The organism is Pseudomonas sp. EL_65y_Pfl1_R83 (genome assembly GCF_963970695.1).
GTDB classification, from domain to species: Bacteria; Pseudomonadota; Gammaproteobacteria; order Pseudomonadales; family Pseudomonadaceae; genus Aquipseudomonas; species Aquipseudomonas tritici.
Genome location: NZ_CAXAQI010000014.1, coordinates 26,764 through 50,574 on the forward strand (window position 1 = coordinate 26,764; position 23,811 = coordinate 50,574).

At 60.5% G+C, this 23,811-nt stretch carries 25 protein-coding genes and 1 other RNA gene; 15 read left to right on the forward strand and 11 right to left on the reverse strand.

The window, feature by feature from the left end:
• Window positions 1-8: 8 nt before the first annotated feature.
• On the reverse strand, window positions 9-566 hold the full coding sequence (locus tag AACY08_RS19425; RefSeq protein WP_015886444.1) for a YecA/YgfB family protein: 558 nt from the start codon (window positions 564-566) through the stop codon (window positions 9-11).
• Between the two features lie 138 nt (window positions 567-704).
• On the opposite strand from AACY08_RS19425, the gene AACY08_RS19430 reads away from it, so the two are divergent.
• The 4 genes from AACY08_RS19430 (at window position 705) to AACY08_RS19445 (ending at window position 2,123) form a co-directional block, all read left to right on the forward strand.
• On the forward strand, window positions 705-914 hold the full coding sequence (locus AACY08_RS19430) for a TIGR02449 family protein (protein WP_339415172.1): 210 nt from the start codon (window positions 705-707) through the stop codon (window positions 912-914).
• The gene (locus AACY08_RS19435; RefSeq protein ID WP_339470987.1) at window positions 911-1,228 is read left to right on the forward strand and encodes a cell division protein ZapA; all 318 of its coding nucleotides are present in this window, start codon (window positions 911-913) and stop codon (window positions 1,226-1,228) included. The genes AACY08_RS19430 and AACY08_RS19435 overlap by 4 nt, the downstream gene beginning before the upstream one ends.
• Window positions 1,229-1,258: 30 nt before the next feature.
• A non-coding RNA gene (ssrS, locus tag AACY08_RS19440) (6S RNA) lies at window positions 1,259-1,437 on the forward strand.
• Between the two features lie 56 nt (window positions 1,438-1,493).
• Window positions 1,494-2,123 (forward strand): 5-formyltetrahydrofolate cyclo-ligase, encoded by a 630-nt coding sequence (locus tag AACY08_RS19445; RefSeq protein WP_339470988.1) that lies wholly within the window; start codon window positions 1,494-1,496, stop codon window positions 2,121-2,123.
• Between the two features lie 7 nt (window positions 2,124-2,130).
• Here AACY08_RS19445 and AACY08_RS19450 read toward each other — a convergent pair whose 3' ends face one another.
• Window positions 2,131-2,280, reverse strand: coding sequence for a hypothetical protein (locus tag AACY08_RS19450; RefSeq protein WP_339415169.1), 150 nt, complete (start codon window positions 2,278-2,280; stop codon window positions 2,131-2,133).
• A 195-nt stretch (window positions 2,281-2,475) separates the two neighbouring features.
• Between AACY08_RS19450 and AACY08_RS19455 the strand changes: the two genes are divergently transcribed.
• The 4 genes from AACY08_RS19455 (at window position 2,476) to AACY08_RS19470 (ending at window position 7,792) form a co-directional block, all read left to right on the forward strand.
• Window positions 2,476-2,925 carry an EVE domain-containing protein gene (locus tag AACY08_RS19455; RefSeq protein ID WP_339471106.1) on the forward strand — a complete coding sequence of 150 codons (450 nt, stop codon included), beginning with the start codon at window positions 2,476-2,478 and terminating at the stop codon, window positions 2,923-2,925.
• Window positions 2,926-2,994: 69 nt separating this feature from the next.
• Window positions 2,995-3,960, forward strand: a complete 966-nt coding sequence (locus AACY08_RS19460) for an HlyD family secretion protein (protein WP_339470989.1) — start codon at window positions 2,995-2,997, stop codon at window positions 3,958-3,960.
• Entirely contained in the window at window positions 3,957-6,674 is a 2,718-nt protein-coding gene (gene rbbA, locus AACY08_RS19465) for a ribosome-associated ATPase/putative transporter RbbA (protein WP_339470990.1), read from the forward strand. The genes AACY08_RS19460 and rbbA overlap by 4 nt, the downstream gene beginning before the upstream one ends.
• Window positions 6,674-7,792, forward strand: a complete 1,119-nt coding sequence (locus AACY08_RS19470) for an ABC transporter permease (protein ID WP_339415165.1) — start codon at window positions 6,674-6,676, stop codon at window positions 7,790-7,792. The genes rbbA and AACY08_RS19470 overlap by 1 nt, the downstream gene beginning before the upstream one ends.
• Window positions 7,793-7,849: 57 nt before the next feature.
• Here AACY08_RS19470 and AACY08_RS19475 read toward each other — a convergent pair whose 3' ends face one another.
• Entirely contained in the window at window positions 7,850-8,257 is a 408-nt protein-coding gene (locus AACY08_RS19475; RefSeq protein WP_049711009.1) for a flagellar basal body-associated protein FliL, read from the reverse strand.
• A gap of 150 nt (window positions 8,258-8,407) precedes the next feature.
• On the opposite strand from AACY08_RS19475, the gene AACY08_RS19480 reads away from it, so the two are divergent.
• Window positions 8,408-9,385, forward strand: a complete 978-nt coding sequence (locus tag AACY08_RS19480) for an NADPH:quinone oxidoreductase family protein (RefSeq protein WP_339470992.1) — start codon at window positions 8,408-8,410, stop codon at window positions 9,383-9,385.
• 227 nt (window positions 9,386-9,612) lie between these two features.
• Window positions 9,613-10,950, forward strand: a complete 1,338-nt coding sequence (glpT, locus tag AACY08_RS19485) for a glycerol-3-phosphate transporter (RefSeq protein ID WP_339470994.1) — start codon at window positions 9,613-9,615, stop codon at window positions 10,948-10,950.
• On the opposite strand, the gene AACY08_RS19490 is transcribed toward glpT, so the two are convergent.
• Window positions 10,947-11,600: a gamma-glutamylcyclotransferase gene (locus tag AACY08_RS19490; protein ID WP_049711006.1), complete on the reverse strand. Its 654-nt coding sequence runs from the start codon at window positions 11,598-11,600 to the stop codon at window positions 10,947-10,949. The two genes, glpT and AACY08_RS19490, sit on opposite strands and share 4 nt — an antisense overlap.
• Window positions 11,601-11,895: 295 nt before the next feature.
• Between AACY08_RS19490 and AACY08_RS19495 the strand changes: the two genes are divergently transcribed.
• Window positions 11,896-12,378: a sn-glycerol-3-phosphate transporter gene (locus tag AACY08_RS19495; RefSeq protein WP_339470995.1), complete on the forward strand. Its 483-nt coding sequence runs from the start codon at window positions 11,896-11,898 to the stop codon at window positions 12,376-12,378.
• Between the two features lie 65 nt (window positions 12,379-12,443).
• Here AACY08_RS19495 and AACY08_RS19500 read toward each other — a convergent pair whose 3' ends face one another.
• The 5 genes from AACY08_RS19500 to AACY08_RS19520 form a co-directional block, all read right to left on the reverse strand.
• The gene (locus AACY08_RS19500) at window positions 12,444-13,412 is read right to left on the reverse strand and encodes a CDP-6-deoxy-delta-3,4-glucoseen reductase (protein ID WP_339470996.1); all 969 of its coding nucleotides are present in this window, start codon (window positions 13,410-13,412) and stop codon (window positions 12,444-12,446) included.
• Window positions 13,412-14,878: a 4-hydroxy-3-polyprenylbenzoate decarboxylase gene (gene ubiD / locus AACY08_RS19505; RefSeq protein WP_049711003.1), complete on the reverse strand. Its 1,467-nt coding sequence runs from the start codon at window positions 14,876-14,878 to the stop codon at window positions 13,412-13,414. Before ubiD ends, AACY08_RS19500 begins: the two co-directional genes overlap by 1 nt.
• A 155-nt stretch (window positions 14,879-15,033) precedes the next feature.
• Complete coding sequence (gene rho, locus AACY08_RS19510) at window positions 15,034-16,293, reverse strand: transcription termination factor Rho (protein WP_048729328.1); 1,260 nt, start codon at window positions 16,291-16,293, stop codon at window positions 15,034-15,036.
• 234 nt (window positions 16,294-16,527) lie between these two features.
• On the reverse strand, window positions 16,528-16,857 hold the full coding sequence (gene trxA / locus AACY08_RS19515) for a thioredoxin TrxA (RefSeq protein ID WP_003213989.1): 330 nt from the start codon (window positions 16,855-16,857) through the stop codon (window positions 16,528-16,530).
• 121 nt (window positions 16,858-16,978) lie between these two features.
• On the reverse strand, window positions 16,979-17,674 hold the full coding sequence (locus tag AACY08_RS19520; RefSeq protein ID WP_339427620.1) for a FadR/GntR family transcriptional regulator: 696 nt from the start codon (window positions 17,672-17,674) through the stop codon (window positions 16,979-16,981).
• Between the two features lie 255 nt (window positions 17,675-17,929).
• Between AACY08_RS19520 and AACY08_RS19525 the strand changes: the two genes are divergently transcribed.
• Genes AACY08_RS19525 through AACY08_RS19540 form a run of 4 tightly spaced genes read left to right on the forward strand, consistent with a single transcriptional unit; the run spans window position 17,930 to window position 20,770 of the window.
• Window positions 17,930-18,715: a transporter substrate-binding domain-containing protein gene (locus tag AACY08_RS19525; RefSeq protein WP_339470998.1), complete on the forward strand. Its 786-nt coding sequence runs from the start codon at window positions 17,930-17,932 to the stop codon at window positions 18,713-18,715.
• A gap of 15 nt (window positions 18,716-18,730) precedes the next feature.
• Window positions 18,731-19,399 carry an amino acid ABC transporter permease gene (locus tag AACY08_RS19530; protein ID WP_339470999.1) on the forward strand — a complete coding sequence of 223 codons (669 nt, stop codon included), beginning with the start codon at window positions 18,731-18,733 and terminating at the stop codon, window positions 19,397-19,399.
• On the forward strand, window positions 19,396-20,046 hold the full coding sequence (locus tag AACY08_RS19535; RefSeq protein ID WP_339415157.1) for an amino acid ABC transporter permease: 651 nt from the start codon (window positions 19,396-19,398) through the stop codon (window positions 20,044-20,046). Before AACY08_RS19530 ends, AACY08_RS19535 begins: the two co-directional genes overlap by 4 nt.
• A complete protein-coding gene (locus tag AACY08_RS19540; protein WP_339471000.1) occupies window positions 20,033-20,770 on the forward strand; it encodes an amino acid ABC transporter ATP-binding protein in 738 nt (245 codons plus the stop codon). Before AACY08_RS19535 ends, AACY08_RS19540 begins: the two co-directional genes overlap by 14 nt.
• Here the strand turns inward: AACY08_RS19540 and AACY08_RS19545 are convergent.
• A complete protein-coding gene (locus AACY08_RS19545; protein WP_339471108.1) occupies window positions 20,751-21,284 on the reverse strand; it encodes a hypothetical protein in 534 nt (177 codons plus the stop codon). The genes AACY08_RS19540 and AACY08_RS19545 overlap by 20 nt on opposite strands.
• A 4-nt stretch (window positions 21,285-21,288) precedes the next feature.
• Window positions 21,289-23,805: a fimbria/pilus outer membrane usher protein gene (locus AACY08_RS19550; protein ID WP_339471001.1), complete on the reverse strand. Its 2,517-nt coding sequence runs from the start codon at window positions 23,803-23,805 to the stop codon at window positions 21,289-21,291.
• Between the last annotated feature and the right edge of the window lie 6 nt (window positions 23,806-23,811).

Below are 23,811 nucleotides of genomic sequence, written 5' to 3' on the forward strand. Positions count from 1 at the left end.
TTCCTTTCTTAATGCAGCGACGGCTTGGGTGCAGCGGGCTCAGCAGACTTCTTGGTCTCTGTGAATAGCAGCAGCGGCGCGACGCGCAGGTATTCCATCACCTCCATGTAGTCGCCTTCACCGTCCTCGGATTCTTCCAGGGCGTCTTGCACCTGGGAGATGGCTGCCAGGTCCTGCAACACTTCCTTGGCGTCGGTGCTCAATTCCAGGCCGCCGGCGTTTACGCCAAAGCCGTGGAGGAAACCTTGGCACCATTGGCCCAAGGCTGCAGCGCGTTCGGTGAGCGGCGCGTCGTCAGTCGGCAGCAGCAGGACCACGGTGACGTCATCACCGGTCAGCTCGCCCTTGACCATCTCTTGCAAGCCGATCAGCGCGTTACGCACGTTGTCGGTCGGCTCGGTTTCGAGCAGCTCGGCCACATCGGCCAGCCAGTTATCAGCGTCAAAGCCAACGCCGGTGCAACTACGGCCCAGGAGCACGCCGTGCAGTTCGGCAGGCGAGCAGGGGTGGCCGCTGGTGCTCAGCAGTTTGGAAAAAGCATCGTACGGGGAGTTCTGAATAGGCATGGTGAGCTAGGCGCCAGACGGCGCAATGTCTAGAATGGAGCGTTGTATCCTAGCACCGGCAGGCGTACCAAGACTATCAAGGGCGTCAGATCGTTTATCCTGCAGTTGCCATTCATCAGACAAATCCAGTGGAACCCAATGGAAGACACCGACCTGCAAGCGCTGATGGCCAGACTCGAATTGCTAATTACCCGGGTCGAGCAACTAAAGACTCAAAACGGACTCCTATTAGCTCAGGAAAAGACCTGGCGCGAGGAACGCGCTCACCTCATTGAAAAAAACGAAATCGCCCGGCGTAAGGTCGAATCGATGATTTCGCGCCTGAAGGCCCTGGAGCAAGACTCATGAGTTCAAGCAATAGCGTCACCGTGCAGATCCTCGACAAAGACTATTCGATCATCTGCCCCCAGGAAGAGCGCAGCAACCTGGTGAGCGCCGCCCGCTACCTGGACGGCAAGATGCGTGAAATCCGCAGCAGCGGCAAAGTGATCGGCGCCGACCGCATCGCCGTGATGGCCGCGCTGAATATTACTCACGATTTACTGCATAAGCAGGAACGCCCTGACGTGCAGGCCAGCGGCTCTACCCGTGAGCAGGTGCGTAACCTGCTGGAACGTGTTGATCTGGCGCTTTCGAGCGACACAGAAGCACCCAAGGGCTGATTGCCGCGACTGTTTAAGGTATACTCGCCCCACTCCCTGGCGTGTTTGCCAGTCGGCGATGTCCCTGAGCCGATTCGCACTACCCTGGAAGTTGCACGTTGGGCTGGTGTGCATGTCCGCTAGACGGAAAGCCTTAAAGCCTACTGCATCTTCCACCTTGAACTTTCGGGTTCAAGGGCTAAGTCGACAGCGGCTCTGTCGGGGAGCCTGAATTCCCAAACTCAATGCCAGTCCTCGGACTGGCATTGTTTTATGAGCCGAAACCATGACCGAACCTGCGCCGCTTTCCCGTCCGCAACTTCGACGCATGTTGCGCCAGGCCCGCCGCGCCCTCACGCCGAGCGAGCAGCGCAAGGCCGCCCACGGCCTGTATCGGCAACTGGCACAGCACCCGCTGTTTCGCCGGGCCAAACATATCTCTTTGTATCTACCGACGGACGGTGAAATCGATCCGCGCTTGCTGCTGCGCGCAGCCCAGCGCCGAGGCAAGGCCACGTACCTGCCGGTACTCAGCGCCTGGCCGCGAACCAAGATGGTGTTCCAGCGCGTAAGGCTTGGGGAAAAGCTGATGCCCAATCGGTTTCGCATTCTGGAGCCACGGGTGAATATCAGCCGTCAGCGCAAGGTCTGGGCGCTGGACCTGGTGCTGCTGCCGTTGGTGGGGTTCGATGATGCGGGTGGGCGACTGGGCATGGGCGGCGGGTTTTACGATCGCAGCCTGGCTTATCTGGCGCGCCGCAAGAGCTGGCGCAAGCCGACGTTGCTGGGCCTGGCCCATGAATGTCAGAAGGTCGATCGGTTGGCGCAAGCGAGCTGGGACGTGCCGTTGGCGGGCACCGTAACAGATAAGAATTGGTACATCGCACAGACGCCACTGGAATCAGCGGCGCCTTGAAGAAGTGTTAACGCTTGAACGGTTGCGACTGCTGCTGAGCCAGTTCAACGGGAGCATCGGTGTTGTTCGACCACAAGCTTTGGGCATACCCGGTGGTCACGACGCCCAGACCAAACAAAATCACCAAAATCCATAGTAAATCCGGTTTACGTTGCATCGATTGCCCCCCTGCAGGCACCTCGTACACGATGACAACAACGTTCCAAAGGAGTCCGTTGCAGCTGCGCCAAGCTTTAAAAGCCGGCATTCTGCGGTAACGTGAACCAACACGCAAACCTTGGCGCCAACCGACTGTCGGTTTGTCATCAAATTACCTGACAACTTGCCCACTGTCTTTTTCAGGAGCCCAAAGATGGCCTATTGGTTGATGAAATCCGAGCCCGATGAACTCTCTATCAAAGGCTTGGAAAAGCTCGGTGAAGCGCGCTGGGACGGGGTGCGCAACTACCAGGCTCGCAACTTTTTGCGCGCGATGGCGGTGGGTGACGAGTTTTTCTTTTACCACTCCAGCTGCCCCGAACCTGGCATTGCCGGCATCGGAAAAATCGTCGAGGCGGCCTATCCGGACCCCACAGCGCTAGAACCAGAAAGCCACTATTTCGACGCCAAGGCCACCCCGGAAAAAAATCCGTGGAGCGCGATCAACGTTGCGCACGTTCGGACCTTTACCAACGTGCTGGGCCTGGGCTACCTGAAACAACAAGTCGCCCTCGCCGAATTGCCCTTGGTGCAAAAAGGCAGCCGGCTTTCGGTGATGGCCGTCACGCCCGAGCAATGGGCCGCCGTGATCAATTTGCTTTAACTGACCGACATCAAGGCCCTCCCAGGGCAAACCGGTCACACTGGAACGCTAAAGCCGCAGGAAGCAGCCATGTCGACGAACCACCACACCTCCCGCCTTTTCGCCGTCGCACTCATCGCGCTGCTGCTGGGTGCCGGCGGCTTCGGTTACTGGCGCTCCACCCAGGATCGCCTGCCCGAAGGGCTGGGCATGGGCAACGGCCGCCTGGAATCCACCGAAGTGCAGATCGCCACCAAGATCCCCGGGCGCCTGGCCGACGTGCGGGTGGACGAAGGCGACAAGGTACTCAAGGGCCAACTGCTCGCACGCATGGACACCCGCACCCTCGAAGCCCAACGCGCCCAGGCCGAGGCTGAAGTGCTGCGCGCCAAGGAAAACTTCGCCGCTGCCGAAGCCAATGTGCAACTGCGCCAGAGCGAACAACTGCTGGCAAACCAGGAACTCAGGCGTACCCAACAGCTGTACAAACGCGGCTTCGCCAGCAGCCAGTTGATCGACCAGCAGCAAGCGCGGCAGAACACCGGCAATGCAGCAGTCGTTGCCGCACAAGCCCAAGTCGCCTCGGTGAAAGCCGCCATCGTCGCCGCCCAAGCCCAAGTCACACAGCTCACCAGCGAAATCGACGACAGCAGCCTGCGCGCACCTATCGACGGGATCATCCAACTGCGCCTGGCAGAACCCGGCGAAGTGCTGGGTGCGGGCGGGCGGGTGTTGCTGCTGATTGATCCCAATGATCAATACATGAATCTCTACCTGCCTGCTTCCGTCGCCGGGCGCCTCACCGTCGGCAGTGACGCACGCATCCTGCTCGATGCCCTGCCCGACCAACCGCTGCCGGCCACGATCAGTTTTGTCGCCGCAAAATCCCAGTTCACACCCAAGGAAGTGGAAACCCGCGACGAACGCCAGAAACTGGTCTTCCGCGTCAAACTGCGCCTGACTCAACCCAGCGCTGCGCCCCAAGCCAAACCGGGCACGCCCGGCGCGGGTTATGTACGCACAGCTGACATCGACTGGCCGGCCAACCTGCAATGACCGCGCTGGCGCTGCAGGCCAGCGGGATCAACCACCGCTACGGTAAGCAGCAGGCACTGGTCGACATCGCCTTCAGCCTGCCGGCCGGTACGCGCTGCGGGTTGATTGGCCCGGACGGCGCGGGCAAGTCAAGCCTGCTGGGCTTGATCGCCGGGGTTAAGAAACTCCAGGAGGGTCAGCTGGAAGTGCTCGGCGGCGCCATCGAAGACCGCCGCCACCGCAACAGCCTGTACCCACGCATCGCGTTTATGCCCCAGGGTTTGGGCGGCAATTTGTATCCCGAATTGTCCATCAGTGAAAACATCCGTTTCTTTGCCACGCTGTTTGGCCTGTCCAGAGCCGACTGCGACCAGCGCATGCACAACCTGCTGCTGGCCACCGACCTTGCGCGCTTCGCCGAGCGTCCGGCCGGCAAGCTGTCTGGCGGCATGAAGCAGAAACTCGGCCTGTGCTGCGCGCTGATCCACGACCCGGACCTGTTGATCCTTGACGAGCCCACTACCGGCGTCGACCCACTGTCACGCCGGCGCTTTTGGGAACTGGTCGAAAGCGTACGCAGCGAGCGCCCACAACTGACGCTGCTGGTAGCCACGGCCTACATGGAAGAAGCCGAGCAGTTCGAACATTGCCTGATGCTTGATCGCGGCAAACTGATCGCGGTCGGCTTGAGCAGTGAACTGGCCGCCGCAACATCCAGCGGCAAATTGGACGAGGCTTTCACCCACTTCCAGGGCGACAGCGCCCACGACAATAAGCCGCTGGTGATTCCGCCGAGGGAAAGCGACAACACCGATATCGCCATCGAAGCCCACGATCTGACACTGCGTTTTGGTGATTTCACGGCGGTGAACACCGTCAGCTTCGCCATCGGCCGAGGCGAAATATTCGGCTTTCTCGGCTCCAACGGCTGCGGCAAGACCACCACCATGAAAGTCCTCACCGGGCTGATGCCCGCCACCGAGGGCAGTGCGACACTGCTGGGCAATCCTGTCAACGCCAAGGACCTGGCCACTCGCAAACGCGTGGGGTTCATGTCACAAAGCTTCTCGCTGTACGGCGAACTCAGCGCGCGCCAGAACCTGATGCTGCATGCGCAATTGTTCGACTTGCCAAAGGCGGACAGTGGCCCGCGTATTGATGAGTTGATCCAGCGCTTCGACCTCGGCGATGTGGCCGAGCAACCATCCGGCGAACTGCCCCTCGGCTTGCGCCAGCGGTTGTCATTGGCGGTGGCCGTGCTGCATCGGCCTGAAGTGCTGATCCTTGATGAGCCCACTTCGGGTGTCGACCCAGCCGCGCGCGACGACTTCTGGCGGTTGCTGATCGAGCTGTCCCGCGAACAAGGCGTGACCATCTTCCTGTCCACCCACTTTATGAACGAAGCCCAGCGCTGTGACCGCATCTCCTTGATGCACGCGGGCAAGGTACTGGCCTGCGATACGCCTGATGCGCTGCAACAACAATTCCACGGCGAGACGCTGGAAGCGGCGTTCGTCACCTGCCTGGAACAAGCCCAAGGCGAGCCGGAACCCACTGCGCCCGCCGCAACCGTCAGCGAAACCAGTGCGCCACCCGTGAGCAAGCGCGGCTTCAGTCTGTCTCGCCTGCTTGCCGTAGCCAGCCGCGAAGGCAAGGAACTGTTGCGCGACAAAGTGCGCATGGCCTTCGCGCTGCTGGGGGCAATGTTCATGATGGTGATCTTCGGCTACGGCATCTCCCTGGATGTGGAAAACCTCGCCTTCGCTGTCTATGACCAGGACCAGACGCCACAAAGCCGCGCCTACCTGGAGGCTTTTCGCAGCTCGCGCTACTTCGCCGAGCAACCGCTGATCAGCGACTCGAATGAGTTGCACCGACGCCTGCAACGCTCGGAAATAAAACTGGCGCTGGAGATACCGCCTGGCTTTGGCCGTGATCTCTACGCCGGTCGCCAGCCCACCGTGGCTGCCTGGCTTGATGGCGGCATGCCGTTTCGCGCGGAAACCAGCCGCAACTACGTTGAAGCCGTGCACCAGGAGAACCTCCGGCAACTGGCCGAGCTGAGCAGCCTGCCTCGCAACAACTCAGCCGCCGTCAAGCTGGAAACCCGCTTCCGCTATAACCAGGACGTGGTCAGTGTGAATGCCATCGGCCCCGGGGTGATGGCGCTGATCCTGGCGTTTATCCCGGCGATGCTGACGGCACTCGGCATCGTGCGCGAGAAGGAGCTGGGCTCGATCACCAACTTCTACGCCACGCCGCTGACCCGCCTGGAATTCCTGCTCGGCAAACAGGCGCCCTACCTGGCGGTGAGCCTGGTCAACCTGGCGATATTGGTGGCGATGAACCGCTGGCTGTTCGGCGTGCCGTTCAAAGGCAGCGCGCTCACGCTGGCGTTCGGCGGCCTGCTGTATGTGCTGGCCACCACCAGCATGGGCCTGCTGATTTCGGCGTTCACCCGCACGCAGATCGCCGCCATCCTCGGCACCATGATCATCACCAGCCTGCCGACCATCCAGTTCTCCGGGCTGATCGTGCCGCGCTCGTCCCTGGAAGGCGCGGCTGCGTTGATGGGCACGCTTTTTCCGGCGGGGCATTTTCTGGATATCGCCGTGGGCACTTTCACCAAGGCCCTGGACGTGCGCCAGTTGTGGCCGCAGTGCCTGGCACTGTTCGGGTTCTTTATAGGGTTTACCGGGCTGAGCTTGATCATGCTCAAGAAGCAGGAGGCCTGATGCATAAGTTTGCGCACATCCTGCGCCTGGGTATCAAGGAACTGACCAGCCTGCGCCACGACAGCGTGTTGCTGCTGTTCCTGTTCTACGCCTTCACCGTCGCCATCTATATGCCCGCCGCTGGATCGGTGATCGGCGTGCACAACGCCAGCGTGGCGTTTGTCGATGAAGACCACAGTCCGCTTTCGCGTCAGATGGCCGAGGCGCTGCAACCGCCCGAGTTCCAGGCCCCCATGCCATTGCCCTATGACCAACTGGACAAGGTCATGGACAGCGGCGAGTACACCTTCGTGATCAATGTGCCGGCGAATTTCCAGGCCGACCTGTTGGCCGGTCGCCAGCCCGGCGTACAGGTGAACGTCGATGCCACGGCGATGAGCCAGGCATTCATGGGCGCGGGCTATATCGGGCGGATTTTCCAGAGGGAACTGCTCAATTACAGCGGCCAGACCGATGCCGCCCGCCACGCGCCCGCCCTGCTGACCACCCGCGCATTGTTCAATACCAACCTGGAAGGTGGCTGGTTCCTGGCGGTGATCCAGATCGTCAACAACATCACCATCCTCGCGATTATCCTGACCGGTACCGCGCTGCTGCGCGAGCGTGAGCACGGCACCCTCGACCATCTATTGGTGCTGCCGCTGACCGCGCTGGAGATCATGCTGGCAAAAATCTGGAGCAACATGCTGGTGGTGGTGTTGTGCACTTGGCTGTCGCTGGAAGTGGTGGTCAAAGGGCTGCTCGGCGTGCCGCTGGCCGGGTCGCTCGGGCTGTTTCTGTTTGTGACGGCGCTGTACCTTTTTGCCAGTACGGCCCTGGGGATTTTCCTGGCGACGCTTGCGCGTTCGACGCCGCAGTTCGGCTTGCTGGCGATTCCAGTGATTATCCCCATGCTGTTGCTCTCAGGCGGCAGCACGCCGTTGGACAGCATGCCCGAGTGGTTGCAGTGGGTGATGCAAGGGTCGCCGTCGACACATTTTGTGAGTTTGAGTGCGGCGATTCTGTTCCGGGATGCGGGGGTGGGCTTGGTGTGGCCGGACTTGCTGGCGTTGGCGGGGATTGGGTTGGTGTTTTTTGCGGTGGCGCTGGCGCGGTTCAGGAAGAGCCTGGCCTCGTGACGAAGCCTACGTAGCCGCTGCCTCGCCAGGGCTCGACAGCGGCTTCGGGGGAGGGTGTTACTGGATGATCAGGTTGTTGAACAACAAATCTTCCACTACCGGCTTGCCGGTCTCGTCGTTCATCACTTGCTGGGTTTGCTTGAGAGCTTCCTGGCGCAGTTTTTCCTTGCCTTCAACGGTGCTCATGCTCTCGTTGGTCTGCTGAGTGAACAGTGCCACCAGTTGGTTACGGATCAACGCGTCATTGGCTTTGACCGCAGCGGCAGCTTCGGTGCCGGTCACGCGCAGGGCGATGTCGGCCTTGAACACCTTGAGTTTCGCCGTGCCATCCAGGCCGTAGTTGCCCACGAACGGCGGGCTCAGGCTGATATAGCTGACCTTCGGCGCCTCGCCTTCTTTGGCCTCTTCGGCCTGGGCTGCCATCGGCAAGGTCAGGGCCAGCATCAACAGGATCCACGCTTTCACAGTTCATTCCTCACATTCGGTTGCCAAGTAGCATAACGCTAGCAAGGCTGAGCACAAGCTTATGGCGACTTATCAGGCCCGGGCATGCTCGTTGACCCACGGGCGTACCCTCCTACACTTATCGGCCACGATGCCAAAAGGAATAGTCCGATGAAAGCTGTGCTGTGCAAAGCCTTCGGCCCCGCCGAAACCCTGGTGCTGGAAGAAATCGCCAGCCCGGCGATCAAGAAAAACGAAATCCTGCTGGACGTGCATGCCGCCGGGGTCAACTTCCCGGATACCTTGATCATTGAGGGCAAGTACCAGTTCAAGCCGCCCTTCCCGTTTTCGCCGGGTGGCGAAGCGTCGGGCGTGGTCAGTGAAGTGGGCGAAAAGGTCGGCCACCTGAAAGTCGGTGATCGGGTCATGGCGCTGACCGGCTGGGGCAGCTTTGCCGAACAGGTCGCGGTGCCGGGCTATAACGTACTGCCGATCCCGCCGAGCATGGACTTCAACACCGCCGCGGCTTTCAGCATGACCTACGGCACCTCGATGCACGCGCTGAAACAGCGGGCCAACCTGCAACCTGGCGAAACGCTGTTGGTCCTCGGCGCCTCCGGTGGCGTGGGTCTGGCCGCCGTGGAGATCGGCAAAGCCATGGGCGCACGCGTGATCGCCGCCGCCAGCAGTGCCGACAAACTCGCAGTGGCCAAGGCGGCTGGCGCTGATGAGCTGATCAACTACAGCGAAGCCAACCTGAAAGACGAGATCAAGCGCCTCACCGACGGCAACGGTGCCGATGTGATCTACGACCCGGTGGGTGGCGATCTGTTTGACCAGGCCATCCGCGCGATCGCCTGGAACGGCCGCCTGCTGGTGGTGGGGTTTGCCAGTGGGCGTATTCCGGAACTGCCGGTGAACCTGGCGCTGCTCAAGGGCGCCGCAGTGGTCGGGGTGTTCTGGGGTTCATTTGCGCAGCGTCAGCCGCAGGATAATGCGGCGAATTTCCAGCAGTTGTTCACATGGTATTCCGAGGATAAGTTGAAGCCGCTGGTGTCGCAGGTGTACCCGCTGGAACAGGCCGCCCAGGCGATCAATGATTTGGGGCAGCGCAAGGCGGTGGGCAAGGTCGTCGTCCAAACTCGCTAAACGATGTGAAATTCGGTCAATGTGGGAGCAAGCCCGCTCCCACATTGGGATCTCCAACGCCTCACGAACTCAATCCCGACCAGCACTTATCTATTCGCGACATGTTCATAAGAGAACATGCAATTGCTCTGATTTCCTGTGTTTGCAGATAAGAGGCGATGCTATTTTCGGTAACGAAACTGTAACATTCGCATCCGCAGTCAAAACAAGAAATCTGGAGCTCTTGAATGTTTGCTTTCTTTCGTCCTGCCGCACATCAGGCGCCCCTGCCTGAAGAAAAAATAGACAGTACCTACCGACGCCTGCGCTGGCAGATCTTCGCGGGTATTTTCTTCGGTTACGCCGGGTACTACCTGCTGCGTAAAAACTTCTCCCTGGCCATGCCCTACTTGATCGACGAGGGTTACACCCGTGGTGAACTGGGCCTGGCGATGTCGGCTATCGCGATTGCCTACGGTCTGTCCAAGTTCCTCATGGGCCTGGTGTCCGACCGCTCCAACCCGCGCTATTTCCTGCCCTTCGGCCTGTTGGTTTCAGCTGGGGTCATGTTCATTTTCGGTTTCGCACCTTGGGCGACGTCCAGCGTGACCATGATGTTCATTTTGCTGTTCATCAACGGCTGGGCTCAAGGCATGGGCTGGCCGCCCAGTGGACGGACCATGGTGCACTGGTGGTCGCAGAAAGAACGCGGCGGCGTGGTGTCGGTATGGAACGTGGCGCACAACGTCGGCGGCGGCCTGATCGGCCCGCTGTTCCTGCTGGGCATGGCCTGGTTCAACGACTGGCACGCAGCGTTCTATGTACCGGCGACCGTGGCATTGGCAGTGGCGGCGTTTGCCTTCATCACCATGCGCGACACCCCGCAATCAGTCGGCCTGCCGTCGATCGAGAAGTACAAGAACGACTACCCGGAAGGCTATGACGCCAGCCACGAAGACGAATTCAGCGCCAAGGAAATCTTCGTCAAGTACGTGCTGCGCAACAAAATGCTCTGGTACATCGCCTTCGCCAACGTGTTCGTCTACCTGCTGCGCTACGGCGTACTGGACTGGGCGCCGACCTACTTGAAAGAAGCCAAGCACTTCACGGTCGACAAATCGTCCTGGGCGTACTTCTTCTATGAGTGGGCAGGTATCCCGGGCACGCTGCTGTGCGGCTGGATGTCGGACAAGATCTTCCGTGGCAACCGTGGCCTCACCGGCATCGTGTTCATGGCCCTGGTGACCGTGGCGACCCTGGTGTACTGGCTCAACCCGCCGGGTAACCCGATGGTCGACATGATCGCGCTGGTGTCCATCGGCTTCCTGATCTACGGCCCGGTAATGCTGATCGGCCTGCAGGCGCTGGAGCTGGCACCGAAAAAAGCCGCCGGCACAGCGGCGGGCTTCACCGGTTTGTTCGGTTACCTGGGGGGCTCGGTGGCAGCGAGTGCGGCCATGGGCTACACCGTGGACCACTTCGGCTGGGACGGTGGTTTCGTGCTGCTGATCGGCGCGTGCGTGTTGGCAATCGCCTTCCTGATCCCAACGTTGTGGCACACCAACAGCGTCAGCTCGGCGCGTTAACCGCCTGAGCAATCCTTCGCACAACGCTTGAGCCGCGCCTCCAGGTTTTTATCTGGCATGGCGTGGCTACGCAGGGCGTTGACGGTCTGCTCGACATAATCACGCGTAGTGCCGTAACGCCCGCAAGCGCTTTGCAACACGTGGTTCAGCACGATATCAGGCAAGTTGCCAGCGTAGCTGGGCAGGTGCCGCTCCAAAACAAATCCCAATGCCTGCACCGTACTGCCATCTTCCAGACGGCAGCTGAGCCAGTGCGGCCGGTAAGAGGGGTAAGGCATCTCGCGCTGCCACAAGGCGTAGAGCGAGGCCTCCAGTTGATCTTCCGGCAAGCGGTAAGCAAACCCGCTGCAAGAGCCGCCGCGATCCAGACCAAAGACCAAACCTGGTAATTCCGGCGTACCCCGGTGCTCGTGGGACCACAAGTAAAGACCCCGATGATAACCATGGACCCGTGCCCGCATGCGCTCGGTCGACGAGCATTCAGGGCGCCAGATCAGCGAACCATACGCAAATAGCCAGACCGGCCCACCCTTATGCCGGGCCATGGTGGCCTGCATCGAGCTCATCAATTGTTCGTGAGTGAGTTGCGGCCCAAGATCGAGACGCGGAGGGTAAGCCAACTGCAAAAGATCAGTTTCAATGGCGGTCATGGCGAAAAGCGGTACGCCTCCTATGTATTACCAGTTGTAAGCAACTTTACCGTAATAAAACCCGCAGCAATAAGCCGCCCGTCTCAGATATAGCTTAAGGACATTTGCCTGAGACACTAAATACCGTAAGCGAATAAGTACGGATATAAGCGCCACAGCCATTTGTCAGCATTACGCGTGCCAATGCCGTCGCTTTCAGCCCCGGTTCAGCCTGGGAACCCGCCAACCCATCAAAATAGTGCACACATCACGACCCACTTAGCCGCCCACCCAATCGACTCTTGAGGTCGCACCCATGAACAGATTCCGAATGCCTGGCCTGTTGTTCCTGGCCCAGGCCACCACCGCACTGGCTGGCGAAACACTCGCGAGCGAGGACGACAAAGGCTTCTGGTACGCGCAGACCAGCGTCTACACTCGGCATTTCGCGCCCGACCCGGAGCACAACAACAACCAGGACCTGATCGGCCTGGAGCGCAACGAAGCGTCAGGTTTCGTGTATGGCGGGGCAACGTTTCGCAATTCGTTCAGGCAGCGCTCGTATTACGCGTACGCGGGCAAGCGCTACGACATGGCGAACTATCCGGTGTATTTGAAGCTGACCGGCGGAGCGATCCAGGGTTATCGCGGCAAGTACCGCGACAAGATCCCACTGAATCGTTACGGCGTGGCACCGGTGATCATTCCGTCGGTGGGCGCGCATTACGGGCCGGTGGCGGCAGAGATGGTGTTGCTGGGGTTCAATGCGGCGATGGTGACCACAGGCGTGCGCTTCTGACACAGACACGACGCAGTCCGCTCCCACAGTTTGATCGGCGTACACCCGTGATGTATGTGATCGCGTCAGGCCCGTGGGGCGTAGGCGAACACATCGGCACGCATCTGGTGCGCGTCCATACCGGCATCCACCAGCGCATCCAGGGTACCGTAGATCATCGCCGGTGAACCGCTGGCGTAGACGTGCACCGACTTGAGGTCGGTGATGTCTTCACACACCGCTTCATGCAACAACCCACAGCGCCCTTCCCAACCACACAAGTCGCTGACAACTTTGTGCAGGAACAGGTTGGGCAGTTGCCGCCACTGGTCCCAGTGCTCAATGTCGTAGAAATCTTCCGGGCGACGTACGCCCCAGTACAGGTGCACCGGGTGCTTGAAGCCAGAGGCGCGGCAATGCTCGATCAGGCTGTGCATCTGCGCCATGCCGGTACCGGCAGCGATCAACACCAGCGGCCCGTCCGGCAGCTCGGCCAAGTGGGTATCACCAAAGGGCATTTCGATCCGGGCCATCTGGTTACGCTGCAGTTGCTCCAACAGGGTGCGCGCACTGTCCTCGCGGACCAGCACATGCAACTCAAGCTCGCGTCCAGCATGGGGTGCCGACGCCAGGGAGAATGCCGATTTCTCGCCATTGTCGCGCTCGATCATCAAGTATTGCCCGGCGTGGTAACGCACCGCCCTGCCGGCCGGCGCGCGCAGGCGCACGCGCCATACATCGCCACCGACTTCTACGCATTCACTCAATTGGCATGACAACTTACGCAATGGCAACTCTCCCGGCGCCAGCACGCCATCCCACAACACAATGCAATCTTCCAGCGGCTCAGCGATACACGTGTAGAACTCACCATGGTCGCGCACTTCACCGGCGTGCCGCACTCGGCCTTCCACGAGCAGCGCGGCGCACACATGGCATACGCCGTTGCGACAGGCCTCGGGGCATTCGTAGCCCAAGCGGCGCGCGCCTTCGAGGATTCGCTCGCCAGGGACCAGCTCCAGCACGGCGCCGGAAGGTTGCAGGGTTACACGCATCAATCTATTCCCAATTCTTTCCAGATCGCATCGACACGGGCAGTGACGGCTTCATCCTTTACGATCACCCGACCCCATTCGCGGGTGGTTTCACCCGGCCATTTGTGGGTGGCGTCCAGGCCCATCTTCGAACCCAAGCCCGACACTGGGGAGGCGAAGTCGAGGTAGTCAATCGGCGTGTTGTCGATCATCACCGTATCGCGCTTGGGGTCCATGCGCGTGGTGATGGCCCAGATCACGTCGTTCCAATCTCGGGCATTGATGTCGTCGTCGGTGACAATAACGAACTTGGTGTACATGAACTGTCGCAAAAACGACCACACACCGAGCATTACCCGCTTGGCATGGCCTGGGTACGACTTCTTCATGGTCACGATGGCCATGCGGTACGAGCAGCCTTCCGGCGGCAGGTAGAAGTCGGTGATCTCCGGGAATTGCTTTTGGAGGATCGGCACGAACACTTCGTTCAGCGCCACGCCCAAAATAGCCGGCTCATCCGGCGGGCGGCCGGTGTAGGTGCTGTGGTAGATCGGCTTGATCCGATGGGTGATGCGCTCGACGGTGAACACCGGGAAGCTGTCGACTTCATTGTAATAGCCGGTGTGGTCACCGTACGGCCCTTCATCGGCCATCTCGCCCGGATGAATCACGCCCTCGAGGATGATTTCGGCCGTGGCCGGCACTTGCAGGTCATTACCACGGCACTTCACCAGTTCGGTGCGGTTGCCGCGCAGCAGGCCGGCAAACGCGTATTCGGACAGGCTGTCCGGCACCGGGGTCACGGCGCCGAGGATGGTAGCCGGGTCGGCACCCAGGGCCACGGAAACCGGGAACGGCTTGCCAGGGTGCTTTTCACACCACTCACGGAAGTCCAGGGCGCCGCCACGGTGGCTCAACCAACGCATGATCACCTTGTTGCGGCCGATCACTTGCTGGCGGTAGATACCGAGGTTCTGGCGGTCCTTGTTCGGGCCTTTGGTGACGGTCAGGCCCCAGGTGATCAGCGGGCCGACGTCGCCTGGCCAACAGGTCTGCACGGGCAGCATGCCGAGGTCGACGTCATCGCCTTCGATGACCACTTCCTGGCACACCGCGTCCTTGACCACTTTGGGGGCCATGGCAATGATCTTGCGGAAGATTGGCAGCTTCGACCAGGCATCCTTCAGCCCCTTGGGCGGCTCGGGCTCCTTGAGGAAGGCCAGCAGCTTGCCGATCTCGCGCAGTTCGCTGACCGCCTCGGCCCCCATGCCAAAAGCCACGCGCTCGGGGGTGCCGAACAGGTTGCCGAGCACCGGGATATCAAAGCCGGTCGGGTTCTCGAACAGCAGTGCCGGGCCCTTGTTGCGAAGGGTACGGTCGCAAATCTCAGTCATTTCCAGCACCGGGGAAATCGGCATCTGGATACGTTTCAACTCTCCGCGCTGCTCAAGTTGCTGCACGAAATCCCGAAGATCCTTGAATTTCATTAACCATGCCACCCGTAAAATAGGCCTACATCCTACCTGCTATGACGGCGACTGGCAGCTTATCGCGGTGCATTTGGGTACAGAGAATGCTTAAAAAACCGACGAAAAGAAATGGCGCCCCTGAGGGCGCCATTCTTTGGACCTGAAACGTCGTATTACTTACGCTTCATCGACAAGAAGAACTCGTCGTTGGTCTTGGTGGCTTTCAGCTTGTCGATCAGGAACTCGATGGCGGCGACTTCGTCCATCGGGTGCAGCAGCTTGCGCAGGATCCACATGCGCTGCAGTTCGTCGTCGGCAGTCAGCAACTCTTCGCGGCGGGTGCCGGAACGGTTGATGTTGATCGCCGGGAACACGCGTTTTTCCGCGATACGACGGTCCAGGGGCAGTTCCATGTTGCCGGTACCCTTGAACTCTTCGTAGATCACTTCGTCCATCTTCGAACCGGTTTCAACCAGCGCGGTGGCGATAATGGTCAGCGAGCCGCCTTCTTCGATATTGCGCGCAGCGCCGAAGAAACGCTTCGGTTTCTCCAGGGCGTGGGCATCGACACCACCGGTCAATACCTTGCCGGAGCTCGGGATCACGGTGTTGTAGGCACGGGCCAGACGGGTGATGGAGTCGAGCAGGATCACCACGTCCTTCTTGTGTTCGACCAGGCGCTTGGCCTTCTCGATCACCATTTCGGCAACCTGCACGTGGCGGGTTGGCGGCTCATCGAACGTGGAGGCAACCACTTCGCCGCGCACGGTGCGCTGCATTTCGGTCACTTCTTCCGGACGCTCATCGATCAACAGTACGATCAGGTGAACTTCAGGATTGTTACGCGCGATGTTCGCTGCGATGTTCTGCAGCATGATGGTCTTACCGGCTTTCGGCGGCGCGACGATCAGGCCACGCTGGCCTTTGCCGATCGGGGCGCACAGGTCGATCACACGACCGGTCAAGTCTTCGGTGGAACCGTTACCGGCTTCCATCTTCATACGCACGGTCGGGAACAGCGGGGTCAGGTTCTCGAAGAGAATCTTGTTTTTCGCGTTCTCTGGACGATCGAAGTTGATCGTGTCGACCTTGAGCAGGGCGAAATAGCGCTCGCCTTCCTTAGGAGGGCGGATCTTGCCAACGATGGTGTCACCGGTGCGCAAGTTGAAACGACGGATCTGGCTCGGCGAGACGTAGATATCGTCTGGGCCGGCAAGATAGGAGGCGTCTGCAGAGCGGAGGAAGCCGAAGCCGTCCTGGAGAATCTCCAGCACGCCATCACCGGAGATTTCCTCGCCGCTTTTCGCGTGCTTCTTGAGCAGGGAGAAAATCACGTCCTGCTTGCGCGAACGGGCCATATTTTCTATGCCCATTTCTTCGGCCAGTTGGAGCAGGTCGGTAATCGGCTTTTGCTTGAGTTCAGTCAGATTCATATAGGAATGACGTAATCATTTATGGAGGGGGGAAATTAAGCTTTTGGCTTAATGAGGCCGCGCCGCAGAGAAGGCGACAGGATCGCGTACTAATCGAAAAGGAATGCGTCGGCGACGGCTTGCAGGGGGCAGTGGAGAAACCAGTGCGGGACCGAATGTACCACCTGAATTTCGGAGCGTCTAGCCCTGTTTCACGAAAAAGCCCCGCGATTTGCGGGGCTTTTTTGAAGACGCTTAGATGTTCGCGTCGAGGAAAGCTTGCAGCTGAGACTTCGACAGCGCGCCTACTTTAGTGGCTTCGACGTTGCCGTTCTTGAACAGCATCAGGGTCGGAATACCACGCACGCCGTGCTTGGCCGGGGTTTCCTGGTTGTCGTCAATGTTCAGCTTGGCAATGGTCAGCTTGCCTTCGTAAGTGGTTGCAATGTCGTCCAGGACTGGAGCGATCATTTTGCAAGGGCCGCACCACTCAGCCCAGTAGTCAACCAGCACCGGGCCTTGAGCCTTGAGTACTTCGGCCTCAAAGGTCGCGTCGGTGACGTGCTTGATAAGATCGTTGCTCATGGATGTCTCCGGATTGTAAGCAAAAAAAACGTGGCCCATCATAGCCGCCCTTCCCGCGTTCAGGAAGCCGCCTCTGATTGAGTCTTGCTATGGTGCCGCATGAGTTTGGGTATCGCCCCACTCAGGGTGTTACGGGAGTCACGAAAGCGATGCCCGTGCGCAACGCCGCATTGCGCACGTGTTCCTGCATGGTTTTCTGCGCCGCTGCACTGCCGCGACGGGCCAGGGCGCGCACTATCCGGCGGTGCTCCTGCCAGGTTTCCATGGCCCGCTCCGGCCGGATGAACGGTAGTTTCTGGCTCTCGAGGAACACTTCGGCACTGGCGCTGAGAATACTCACCATCGCTTGATTACCACTGGCCAGCAGGATGCGCTGATGGAATTCGAAGTCCAGTCGGGCAGCCGCTTCGAAGTCGCCGGCCTTGAGCACCTTGCGCATGGCCTCGACGTTGTCTTCCAGGCTATCCAGCTCATCGATGGTCAGCGTCACCGCCGCCAACCCCGCCGCAAAGCCTTCAAGGGCGTAGCGCAACTGGAAGATATCCAGCGGCGTAGCCTGCGCCGCAAACGGCCAGGCAAACCCCGGCGACTCGTCGGCAGCCTGTACGAACACGCCCTTGCCCGGCTGCACACTCACCACGCCCAAGGCGCTCAGGGACGACAACGCCTCGCGCAACGACGCCCGGCTTACGCCCAACTGCAGCGCAAGATCGCGCTGGGACGGCAAAGCATCGCCCGGCCCGAAGCCTTGCTCCTTGATCAGTTTGCGGATGGCCTGCAGGGCCGCTTCCGGTACGGCTTGGGCGATGGAATTCATAAAAAACTCAAGGTTCCAGTCAACTGAACGGCTAGTTGTAAAGCTATTCGGGTCGGGCGGCAAGCCACGCCCCAAAGGGGCTCGCCGGGTTTTACCGGCGCTCGAAAAGGGTGCGAAACGTCAGCTCACTGTTCAGACCAGTAAGACCACGGAAGCTCAACAAATCCCGGCCTCGCAGACAGTTCCAGCGGTAATGGCATGGGCTGTGCACTGAGCAAATCCAGAAAATTCCTTCGCCCTTCTCGGAGAGTTGCCATGACCAAGCGCTACAGCGCCCTGCTTACTGCACTGTTTGCCAGCCTGATACTGAGCCAGGCACCTGCCCATGCCAACGGTCTGGACGACATCGTTGCCCGTGGCACCCTCAAGGTCGCCGTGCCCCAGGACTTCCCGCCGTTCGGCTCGGTCGGCCCCGACATGAAGCCGCGCGGCCTGGACATCGACACCGCCAAGCTGCTGGCCGATCAACTCAAGGTCAAGCTGGAACTGACCCCGGTCAACAGCACCAACCGTATCCCGTTCCTCACCACCGGCAAGGTCGACCTGGTGATTTCCAGCCTGGGCAAAAACGCCGAGCGCGAAAAGGTCATCGACTTTTCCAAGGCCTACGCACCGTTCTACCTGGCGGTGTTCGGCCCGCCTGATGCCGCCATCAGTACCCTGGACGATCTCAAGGGCAAGACCATCAGCGTGACCCGTGGCGCTATCGAAGACATCGAGCTGACTGCCGTCGCGCCCAAAGAGGCGACCATCAAGCGCTTCGAAGACAACAACTCGACCATCGCCGCCTACCTGGCCGGCCAGGTAGACCTGATCGCCAGCGGCAACGTGGTGATGGTGGCGATCAGCGAACGCAACCCGAAACGCGTGCCTGCACTGAAAGTGAAGCTCAAGGACTCGCCAGTGTACGTGGGCGTGAACAAGAACGAGCCGGCGCTGCTGGAGAAGGTCAACCAGATCCTGGTCGCTGCCAAAGCCGATGGCAGCCTGGAAAAGAACGCGATGCAGTGGCTCAAAGAACCATTGCCTGCCGATCTCTAAAAGCGGAGCTGATTCATGGCCTATCAATTCGACTTTGTGCCGGTGCTGGCCAATACCGACCTGCTGTTGCGTGGTGCGCTGTTCACTCTTGAACTGACAGCCATCGGCGCGATTCTCGGCGTAGCGTTGGGCACAGTCGGCGCGGTGGTGCGGGCCTGGAAGCTCCAGCCGTTTGCGTGGTTCTTCGGTGTGTACGTCGAGTTGATCCGCAACACACCGTTCCTGGTGCAGTTGTTCTTCATCTTCTTCGGCCTGCCGTCCCTGGGACTGAAGATCACCGAGTGGCAAGCCGCCGTGCTGGCGATGGTGATCAACCTGGGCGCCTACTCCACGGAAATCATCCGCGCTGGCATCCAGGCGATTCCACGCGGGCAGCTGGAAGCTGCCGCAGCGCTGGCGATGACGCGCTTCGAAGCGTTCCGCCACGTGGTGCTGCTGCCGGCGCTGGGCAAGGTGTGGCCGGCCCTGAGCAGCCAGATCATCATCGTGATGCTCGGTTCGGCAGTCTGCTCGCAGATCGCAACTGAAGAGCTGAGCTTCGCCGCCAACTTTATCCAGTCGCGCAATTTCCGCGCTTTTGAAACCTATGCCCTGACCACCTTGGTGTACCTGTGCATGGCGTTGATGATTCGCCAGTTGCTCAACTGGATCGGCCGCAGGTGGGTGATGAGGAACAGCCGATGAGTGATTTCTCTTTCTGGGACATCGTGCGCAACCTGCTCACGGGCCTGCAATGGACGCTGTTGCTGTCGCTGGTGGCGTTTGTGGGTGGCGGCGTGATCGGTTTGCTGGTGATGACGATGCGCATCAGCAGTAAGGCGCTCCCGCGCAACGTTGCGCGCACCTATATCGAACTGTTCCAGGGCACGCCGCTGCTGATGCAGCTGTTCCTGGTGTTTTTCGGCGTTGCCCTGCTGGGTGTGGATATCTCGCCCTGGCTCGCGGCGGCAATCGCCCTGACCTTGTTTACCAGCGCCTACCTGGCTGAAATCTGGCGCGGCTGCGTCGATTCCATCGCCCACGGGCAATGGGAAGCGTCGGCCAGCCTGGCGCTCAACCCGCTTGAGCAACTGCGCTACGTAATCCTGCCCCAGGCCCTGCGCATTGCCGTGGCGCCCACCGTGGGCTTCTCGGTGCAGGTGGTCAAAGGCACCGCCGTGACCTCGATCATCGGCTTTACCGAACTGACCAAGACCGGCGGCATGCTCGCCAATGCCACGTTCGAGCCCTTCATGGTCTACGGCCTGGTGGCGCTTGGTTACTTTCTGCTCTGCTACCCCCTATCCCTCAGTGCGCGCTACCTGGAAAGGAGACTGCATGCCTCTGCTTAGAATTTCCGCCCTGCATAAGTATTACGGCGATCACCACGTACTCAAGGGCATCGACCTGACCGTTGAAGAAGGCCAGGTGGTGGCGATCATAGGGCGCAGCGGCTCGGGTAAATCCACACTATTGCGCACCCTCAACGGCCTGGAATCGATCAACGACGGCGTGATCGAAGTCGACGGCGAATACCTCGACGCCGCCCGCGCTGACCTGCGCAGCCTGCGGCAGAAAGTCGGCATGGTGTTTCAGCAGTTCAACCTGTTCCCGCACCTGACCGTCGGCGAAAACGTGATGCTCGCGCCGCAAGTCGTCCAAAAAGTGCCCAAGGCCAAGGCTGCGCTGCTGGCCAAGCAAATGCTGGAGCGCGTCGGGCTGGGGGAGAAATTCGACGCCTTCCCCGATCGCTTGTCCGGCGGCCAGCAGCAACGCGTGGCGATTGCCCGCGCACTGGCGATGTCGCCCAAGGTGCTGCTGTGCGATGAAATCACCTCGGCCCTCGACCCGGAACTGGTCAATGAAGTGCTCAGCGTGGTGCGCCAACTGGCCAAGGACGGCATGACCCTGATCATGGTGACTCACGAGATGCGCTTTGCCCGCGAAGTCGGCGACAAGCTGGTGTTCATGCACCAGGGCAAGGTGCATGAAGTCGGCGATCCCAAACACTTGTTCGCGCACCCGAAAACCGCCGAACTGGCCAACTTCATCGGCTCTACGGAGCAGCCGGACTGACCAGCTCGAATTGGCCATGGCCCTCCAGTTGCATCTCCCGGCGTACCGCGAGGGCATCGGCCGGCAGTTGAACCTCAATCTCCACCTGGGCCGTCAACCGGCGGCCCGTCACCGCCACACCGGCGGCATTGGCAAACAACGTGCGACCGGGTAGCAGCCGCCCGCTGGCGGTTTCATCGGGTTGCCACGACACCGGGCTGCCGTCGACCTGCGCCTGCCTCAGGCTCAAAGTGAAACGCCCTTGCCGGCCAAACTGATAGCTTTGGGCATCAGCGGGTGCACCGCTGAAGCGCAGGCTCATCCCCGTGGGAGTCGCGCAGAGCACGCTCAGGTGCAGCGTACGTTGCGTATCCAGCATCAATGTCGCCCTGCCAGACGACGCTTGCGAAGGACGCATCACCCCGTAGTCGATCCGAGGCTCGCTCAAGGTCATCCGGCAGTCGTCAGCACGCGCAGGGCTGCCCATCAGGGCGACCAACAACAGGCAGAGGCGGGGAACATGTGAGCCACTCATCGGCTTAGCGAGCATGGCATACCGCCGGTGCGGTTTCGAAAAGTTGGTCATCGCCAGACTCTTGCTCAGGGTTGACTTGCAGCACACAGGCGGCCGAGTCCGGCAATGAAACCCTCAGCGTTTGCGGCCCATTGATGTTATTGAGAAAAATCATGCCGTCACCCACCACACTGGTCATAAAGTTGTTGTCCTCGCCGAACACCGCGGCCCCTTGAGGCAAGGGCCGGCCCTGTTCATCCAGGGCTTCAAGCAACAGACGACGGACTTTCACCACATCAAAGTTGAGGATGTTGACTGAGCCACGACCGGCAGCGAGCACCTTGGTCCCGTTCTTCAAATCGACGCGCCTGGGCAGCGACTGGGTCTGTACTTGCACATGGTTATTGCCGTAGGCCTGCAGCCCGGGGATCACCGCCTGGCCGCTGAAATCCGTCCATACCGGCCCTTGGGCCGTGGAGACCTTGGCCGTAGCAATATCGCCCACCGAGACGATGCCAAACGTGTCCTGCACTGCATACGGCGAGAACGTCACGCCGTGTTCATGGGCGACAATGCCGCCTTGCAGTTGCCCGGAATAACTGGTGCTCGACGGATCACGGCTGGCACCCAAGCTCACGCGGGTATAAAGCGGCAGTACGTCCACACGGCCGCGCACGCTCTGTTCACGCTCGCTCACGTCTCTATCAACACCGACCTCGTAGTTCACATAGTCGTTGACCCGCTCGCTGAGAGCAGTGCCAGCATCCAGTCGGTCGCCTCGACGACTGACGTAAGAACTGACTCGGCGATTGCCGCCCAGGGGCACGGTCACCTGCAGCCGGAGGGAGGCGTCTTCGTCCAGCCGTCCGTCGCGTCGGCCACCCGCAACCGAGTCACGGCGTCGAGGCGCGACCCCACCGACCTGAGCGTCGGCGATCAGCGCCACACCCACACCGTTAAACGTATTGTTCCATGAGGCAAAGAGGTGATCGGCGGACTGCCCGTCAAACTGCGAGCTACGCGTGAAACTGATGGAAAAACCACCCACAAACGGGTCCGCCCAGCTCAACCCTGCCGTGTACTGGCGCTTGAAACGCGCATCGAAGTCGTACCCACGCGACGCCTGGCCTGCGTCCAGCACCTCCCGGTAGCCTCGGCTTTGCGTAGAGGCGCTCAGGTTCATGTCGAGGTTGGCGAACAACGGGCTGCCCACAGAGAGTGTGCTGCGTGCGCCCCCTACGCCATCTTGGCCATCACGGGACAGGTTGTGGCGCATGCCCACCGTCATTTGATGGAAAAACACACTGCTCAGTGAGCCGCCTGCCGACTGATACTCGTCGGTACTCAGCAAGCCGAAACCCAGTGACGAGTTCTGGCCCAGCCCCCAGGTGCCGCTGCCCATGACAACAACGGGCGCTTCCCGGCTGTCGAAGGACGTGTCACGCACCTTGCCGACGGAAAAGTAATACCCCGGCGCAACCGGAGCCCCACCTCGAAACGACGCGGCGGGTACGACAAAACTGCGCTTTGCGCCCCGCACGTCAATCACGCTCACATCGAGGTCGCTGGTGCTGTTGAGCAACGGTAATCCGGTGAGCCTGAACGGCCCCTCCGGCACCAGCGTGGTATGGATCAATGCACCCGACTGACGCACCTCGACCCGTGACTGGCTTTGGGCCAGCCCTTCAACCACTACCTCGCTGCTGCCCCCACCCGCGCGTTGTTGACCATCCGGAAAAAACTGCAAGCCAGCCAGTTGCACCCCGCCAAATATCGGGTTTCTGCTGGAAATCTGCCCGGCCTGGAAAGTCGACTGCAACGCCGCGATATCACGCTGGGCGTAGGCGTCCACCTGCTCGGTTCGCGTCTGGCCATTGTCAGAGATAAAAAACTGGCGGCTGCGAACAATCCAGTTACCCAGGTTGAACCCTGCCTCGGTATAGGCCGATACAAAGCGACTTGGCCCACTTCGCGAACGGGTATCGAAACCCAACACGTCATAGTTGAAGATGGCTGCCGCGCCGCCCTGAGAAAAATTCCCGGCCTCCCACTCTGGCGCGCGCAGGGACTGGGTCGGCACTACCAGGGTGACCTCATCGCTGCTCGGGCGCAGCCGTACCATGGTCGCCGGGTATTCACCAACGAAATCATGGCAGGCCTGGTCAGGGCTGATGCCTTCGCGTATCACACGGGAGGGTTTGACCAGACCCGCCTTCGCCAGTAACGCCTCGGTGAAGCACAACTGGCCCTGGTAATCGAACCGCGCGTCCACCAACCCCAGCGGGGCGCCATTGACCCGCAGCCCGACCACATGCACACCTTCGCGAAAGCGCGCCGCGCTGCGAAAGTATTCGGACACCTGCGGGTCGATCCCAAGGGTTGTCAACGCGGCCAGGTCAAAACCTTCTCCGAGCGCCACGGCTGCGCTGGAGCCTGGCAACCCCCACAGCGTCGCGAGCCCCAGCAAGACCCTGGAACGCGCCTGTAATACCTTGCCAGACGCGCTTTTGGCAGAGCGACCTGAGTGCCTGATCTTTTTCATAGGCTT

Excerpts from the sequence above, each read along its gene's own strand:
- AACY08_RS19480 (WP_339470992.1), top strand. The coding sequence starts at position 8,408 with ATGAAAGCTGTGCTGTGCAAAGCCTTCGGCCCCGCCGAAACCCTGGTG.
- AACY08_RS19495 (WP_339470995.1), top strand. The coding sequence starts at position 11,896 with ATGAACAGATTCCGAATGCCTGGCCTGTTGTTCCTGGCCCAGGCCACC.
- glpT (WP_339470994.1), top strand. The coding sequence starts at position 9,613 with ATGTTTGCTTTCTTTCGTCCTGCCGCACATCAGGCGCCCCTGCCTGAA.
- AACY08_RS19530 (WP_339470999.1), top strand. The coding sequence starts at position 18,731 with ATGGCCTATCAATTCGACTTTGTGCCGGTGCTGGCCAATACCGACCTG.
- trxA (WP_003213989.1), bottom strand. The coding sequence starts at position 16,857 with ATGAGCAACGATCTTATCAAGCACGTCACCGACGCGACCTTTGAGGCC.
- AACY08_RS19430 (WP_339415172.1), top strand. The coding sequence starts at position 705 with ATGGAAGACACCGACCTGCAAGCGCTGATGGCCAGACTCGAATTGCTA.
- AACY08_RS19460 (WP_339470989.1), top strand. The coding sequence starts at position 2,995 with ATGTCGACGAACCACCACACCTCCCGCCTTTTCGCCGTCGCACTCATC.
- AACY08_RS19425 (WP_015886444.1), bottom strand. The coding sequence starts at position 566 with ATGCCTATTCAGAACTCCCCGTACGATGCTTTTTCCAAACTGCTGAGC.
- AACY08_RS19455 (WP_339471106.1), top strand. The coding sequence starts at position 2,476 with ATGGCCTATTGGTTGATGAAATCCGAGCCCGATGAACTCTCTATCAAA.
- AACY08_RS19435 (WP_339470987.1), top strand. The coding sequence starts at position 911 with ATGAGTTCAAGCAATAGCGTCACCGTGCAGATCCTCGACAAAGACTAT.
- AACY08_RS19535 (WP_339415157.1), top strand. The coding sequence starts at position 19,396 with ATGAGTGATTTCTCTTTCTGGGACATCGTGCGCAACCTGCTCACGGGC.
- rbbA (WP_339470990.1), top strand. The coding sequence starts at position 3,957 with ATGACCGCGCTGGCGCTGCAGGCCAGCGGGATCAACCACCGCTACGGT.
- AACY08_RS19550 (WP_339471001.1), bottom strand. The coding sequence starts at position 23,805 with ATGAAAAAGATCAGGCACTCAGGTCGCTCTGCCAAAAGCGCGTCTGGC.
- AACY08_RS19450 (WP_339415169.1), bottom strand. The coding sequence starts at position 2,280 with ATGCAACGTAAACCGGATTTACTATGGATTTTGGTGATTTTGTTTGGT.
- AACY08_RS19490 (WP_049711006.1), bottom strand. The coding sequence starts at position 11,600 with ATGACCGCCATTGAAACTGATCTTTTGCAGTTGGCTTACCCTCCGCGT.
- rho (WP_048729328.1), bottom strand. The coding sequence starts at position 16,293 with ATGAATCTGACTGAACTCAAGCAAAAGCCGATTACCGACCTGCTCCAA.
- AACY08_RS19525 (WP_339470998.1), top strand. The coding sequence starts at position 17,930 with ATGACCAAGCGCTACAGCGCCCTGCTTACTGCACTGTTTGCCAGCCTG.
- AACY08_RS19545 (WP_339471108.1), bottom strand. The coding sequence starts at position 21,284 with ATGAGTGGCTCACATGTTCCCCGCCTCTGCCTGTTGTTGGTCGCCCTG.
- AACY08_RS19445 (WP_339470988.1), top strand. The coding sequence starts at position 1,494 with ATGACCGAACCTGCGCCGCTTTCCCGTCCGCAACTTCGACGCATGTTG.
- ubiD (WP_049711003.1), bottom strand. The coding sequence starts at position 14,878 with ATGAAATTCAAGGATCTTCGGGATTTCGTGCAGCAACTTGAGCAGCGC.
- AACY08_RS19540 (WP_339471000.1), top strand. The coding sequence starts at position 20,033 with ATGCCTCTGCTTAGAATTTCCGCCCTGCATAAGTATTACGGCGATCAC.
- AACY08_RS19520 (WP_339427620.1), bottom strand. The coding sequence starts at position 17,674 with ATGAATTCCATCGCCCAAGCCGTACCGGAAGCGGCCCTGCAGGCCATC.
- AACY08_RS19470 (WP_339415165.1), top strand. The coding sequence starts at position 6,674 with ATGCATAAGTTTGCGCACATCCTGCGCCTGGGTATCAAGGAACTGACC.
- AACY08_RS19500 (WP_339470996.1), bottom strand. The coding sequence starts at position 13,412 with ATGCGTGTAACCCTGCAACCTTCCGGCGCCGTGCTGGAGCTGGTCCCT.